At 61.0% G+C, this 4,292-nt stretch carries 5 protein-coding genes; 1 reads left to right on the forward strand and 4 read right to left on the reverse strand.

Annotation, left to right across the window (positions count from 1 at the left end; genetic code table 11):
- The coding region (locus ACRXB1_RS31650) for a spermine/spermidine synthase domain-containing protein (RefSeq protein WP_449494283.1) at positions 1–1,038 on the forward strand (1,038 nt) is incomplete at its 5' end.
- 40 nt (positions 1,039–1,078) lie between these two features.
- Here ACRXB1_RS31650 and ACRXB1_RS31655 read toward each other — a convergent pair.
- The 4 genes from ACRXB1_RS31655 to ACRXB1_RS31670 all read right to left on the reverse strand — a co-directional run bounded on the left by ACRXB1_RS31655 (position 1,079) and on the right by ACRXB1_RS31670 (position 4,065).
- Entirely contained in the window at positions 1,079–1,489 is a 411-nt protein-coding gene (locus ACRXB1_RS31655) for a hypothetical protein (protein WP_174362313.1), read from the reverse strand.
- Positions 1,490–1,596: 107 nt separating this feature from the next.
- Positions 1,597–2,265, reverse strand: coding sequence for a hypothetical protein (locus ACRXB1_RS31660; protein WP_449494284.1), 669 nt, complete (start codon positions 2,263–2,265; stop codon positions 1,597–1,599).
- The gene (locus ACRXB1_RS31665; protein ID WP_174362311.1) at positions 2,262–3,080 is read right to left on the reverse strand and encodes a DUF2092 domain-containing protein; all 819 of its coding nucleotides are present in this window, start codon (positions 3,078–3,080) and stop codon (positions 2,262–2,264) included. The genes ACRXB1_RS31660 and ACRXB1_RS31665 overlap by 4 nt, the downstream gene beginning before the upstream one ends.
- Positions 3,081–3,090: 10 nt before the next feature.
- Positions 3,091–4,065 (reverse strand): SphA family protein, encoded by a 975-nt coding sequence (locus tag ACRXB1_RS31670; RefSeq protein ID WP_174362310.1) that lies wholly within the window; start codon positions 4,063–4,065, stop codon positions 3,091–3,093.
- Positions 4,066–4,292: the final 227 nt, after the last annotated feature.

Consider the following 4,292-nt stretch of genomic DNA (forward strand, 5'->3'; position numbering starts at 1 on the left):
TCCGGCGATAACCGCTTCAAGCGTCTCTACATTCAAGGCGTATCGAATTCCGGCGATGCCATGACGTCCCTGCGCTACATGCGCCTCCAGGCAATGTTGCCCCTGCTCATTCATCGAGGCGAACCGCGATCGGCGCTCGTGATTGGATTGGGAACGGGTATCACGGGCGGCGCATTGCTGCCATATCCGGGACTCGAGCAACGTGTGGTGGCCGAGTTGCTGCCGGCGGTTGTTGCAGCCGCGCCGCAATTCAAGGGCAACTACGGCATGAGCACGGACCCACGCATCGATATCCGTCTTCACGACGGCCGCCGCGAACTGCTGCGCAACCCGCAACGCTACGACGTCATCACGCTGGAACCGCCGCCGCCATCCGCGGCCGGCGTAGTCAATTTGTACTCGTCGGATTTTTACAGGCTCGCGGCTTCGCGTTTGCAGGAAGGAGGTCTGGTTGCACAATGGCTGCCGTTGCCGACGCAAAATGAAGAGGACACGCGCGCGCTGATCAGGAGTTTCGTCGATGTATTTCCGTACGCAACGCTGTGGACCACGGAGTTGCACGAAATGATGCTGGTCGGTTCAATGCAACCCATCGAGCTCGATGTCCCGCGCATCACATCACGTTTTGAACAGCCAACGGTGGCGGCGTCGCTGCGCGAAGTTGGGATCAAGTCGCCTGCGGCGTTGCTGGCAACGTGGATCACGGATCGCGCGGGGCTCGAATACTACGCTGCCGATGCGCCGCCCGTCACCGATGATCGTCCTGCCATCGAATATGCTGCGTGGGTTCGTTCGGCGGATTTTCCAGATGTGCTGACGCATTTGCTCGCGTTGCGCGCGGAGCCGCCGCTCAAAGGTGCGGATGATGCGTTCGTGAATGCGATGCACGCGGAGTACGCGACGTTGCACACTTTCTATGATGCAGGGCTCGATGCGTATCGTGGCGATCGTGATGCGTGGCAAGCCAATATCCGCAGCGTCATGCAAGACGATGCGGATAATCCGTACTATCGGTGGTTCGTGGGGATTGGCGGTTAGGCGGGGTCGCCGGTTGCATGACCCCGTTCAACAGGCGTGATCAGGCGCACTGCTGTTCGCGTTCTTGCTCACGGCCAAGCGCCCTTGCCCGCAACGCGTGCTGATGCACGCGCTGCCGCTCTGCCGTCACCAGCTCGCGCTTGCCCTTGAGCGTCGCGCTCTTGAAGCGCGGATCGCCCATTGCGGCAACGTACATGTCCCATCTGTGCTTTTGATATCGGCGGAAAAACTCCGGGCCCGGCAAGCCGTTATCGCACGCGAGCAGCACGCCATAGTCGATGTCGGGCGCGTCGTTGAGAGAACGCAGTGCGGCGTCGAGTACTTCATAACGACGCGTCAAGGGAACCGTGCGCGGAAACAGCACGTGAAAGCGTTTGTACGGCAAGACCGTACTTTGCAACGCGGCTCGTTCGAGAGCCTGGATGACAAGAGCCAGCGGATTCGAGTCCATACCCATCTCCGGTTGATCGATAATCATCGTCATGCGTACATGACGCACTGTGACGCAGGAAAGACCGGCTGGTTTCGATCAGAAAACCAGCCGCGCGATGAAGCGGGTTATCGGGGTGCTGTGACCACGACGTACTGCACTTGCGTTCCGTAGTACTGAGGCTGATACCAGTTCGGGCCGCAATGCTGATAAGCGATGCCGTTGACGATCACGTTCGAACAGCTCGGCGGCAACGTAGCGACCGTCGCGCCGACCACGACCGCCGTTGTCACGCCCACCGCCACGCCGACAGCAACAGGATCGACGTACCAGCCGTCGTGGTAATGATCGTCATCGTGATGATGGTGGCCGTCGTCGTGGTGGCCATCGTCGTGGTGGCCATCGTCGTGGTGACCGTCGTCGTGGTGACCGTCGTTGCCGCCGCCGTTGTTGTGATCGCCTCCGCCGTTGTTGTGGTCACCGCCTCCGCCGTTGTTGTGATCGCCTCCGCCACTGTTGTGGCTACCACCACCCCCTCCGTTGTTGTTATGGCCGCCGCCACTGCCTCCGCCACCATGGCTTTCACCTACGCCGTGCTGCATGCCGCCACCCGGACGGCCGCCTTGCGGCATGCCGCCGCCGTGAAACCCTCCGCCGCCATTGAAACCGCCCCCCGGCGGCGCATGGATACTGGTGCGCGCGCCGCCGCGAAAGCCGAATGCATACGCGCTCATGGATGTCGCGAGGAAAACGCCGGCAATGCCGGCAACTGCAATTTGTCTGGTGCGAAACATCATTCACTCCCCTCAAACGGCGTGCGCACAGCAGGCTTGAGTTCAATAGCCTTCGCGTTTGCCGCCGGCCGGAAAGTAAAGGTCGATGCCGGGAATTCCGGATTGATCTTCCAGTGATAAGTCACGACGTGCCGCGGATGCGCACTCTGCGATGTATCGACGATCGCCATGCGGCATGGCAACGGACGCGAGCCGCTCTGGATCCATATCTCCCAGTCGGCGCCGCTTTGCTGGTACGCGTAGTGGTTGCACCAGCGTGTATCGACGCGCTCGAGCCCAATGAACAACGCCGATGTCAGCGTGGAGTCGTCGACCTTGCCGTCGCCCCAGTAGAACAAGTCGGCAAGCGGTGTATCGATGTTGTAGATGCTCGCCAACTCGCGCACGAGTTCGTCGTTTGTCGGAGGCGCGGGGTTGGTCGAGTAATAGCCCGGCGTCGTGTCGTAGATCGTGAAATGGCGACCGTCGTAGACGAGTCCCTTCTCGCCGCGGCTGCCTGTGATGTCCGCCCTCATGCGGTTCGGGCGCTGAACCTTGACATCGGTTTCGTGAAGAAACGCGACGGTCTGGCCGCTGTCGAGAACGGCATCGGTTGCGGTCGATGCCGAGACCTCGAAGCGGCTGAGCGAGCGCAGGTATTGCGACATTGCGCCTAATGCATCGAGGGCTTTTTGCTGGCGCTCGGGCTGCACGGTCGTTGCCGTGCCGCTGGCCGGCTGCGGACTGGACTGCGCTATTGCGTTTGTCGCGCCCATACCGTACGCGATGCACGCGACGGCAAGCGCGACGCGCGCGGGTTGATACTTACGGCTTGGCACATCGTCCTCCTTACTGAAAAGTAGCGCTGATCGAAAGCTCGACGGCATTGCCCTTCGGCCGGTTGAGCACTTCGAATTCGTTCACCCATCTGAGCGACGCCGATACCGGCGTGCCGCTCACTTTTCCTGCGTATGTGACCATCGGTCCGATACCAACGGAATGGCCCTTCGCGCCTCCAATGACGTTGGCGAGACCACCGCTGTCATCGCTGATCTGCTGGATCCATCCGCCGACCACACCCACGCCCCAACCGCTTGTGAAACGCTTGAGGGCGAGCAGGTCGAGCACGCTGATTGGTGCGTTGTGATAGTGAGTTTTATCGTTAGGTGTATAGAAGTTGATGCCGTAGTTCGCTGAAAGCTCAATGTTGTGCTCCGGCAAGAGCTTCGTATAAGCAACGGTTGGAATAAACGTCCACGTGTTCTGTCCGGCATTCGCAAGCCGGCTGGTGCTATAGGCGCCGCTAGGCGCGTACATCTGGACGCTCAACGCAATATGGTCGGTCTTCGTCAGGTGATAACCCGCCACGACCGGCGTGAACAGGATGTCGGCGAATTGCGTGGCCTTGTCGTTCGGCAGTCGGCCGTCGAACGACGACGCCGATGTCCACTGGAACGGCACGCCGAACTGCGTGGCGAAGTTCCATCCGCCAAGCGTTACGCCCCACGTCTTCACCGCGTTCAACAAGGTGTACGAGACGTGATAGTTGAGACCCGCTGTAACCGTTCCCGCAACCGGGATGCTCCTGCTCGTTCCGAGCGAGCCTTCGTAGTAGATCGTTGTGATGGAAAAAATCCAGTCCGACGAAGGCGGCACGATGCCCGCATAAGGCATCACCTGCATGCCCGTAATCGGCCGTCCGATCCCGCCCTCCGTTGCTCGGCTGGCGACGGGAACAGAGAGTGTCACGGCGGCGCACACGACTGCACTAATGTCCTTGCGCAGGCCGCAGCGTTTGCGTGCCTGCCTGATCGACGTCTCCATGCTGCCTCCTCGCTGATGGGTTGTCGTGCTCGCCTGAATACATCTCCGTAAAGCTACTGAACTGTATAACCGCGTCCCTGCATGCATGCCGAGTACGAGCGCCAGTAGGTGCTCATTTCAGCCTGCTGACTCGCCTGCGCGTTCTGTGCCTGTGCTGCATGCTGCCGCCGGCTTCGCACACCGCCGGCCACCGCGCCGGCCACGGCGCAGCAGTGGGCGCCACGGCA

The sequence above is a fragment of the Caballeronia sp. M23-90 genome (assembly GCF_053574605.1).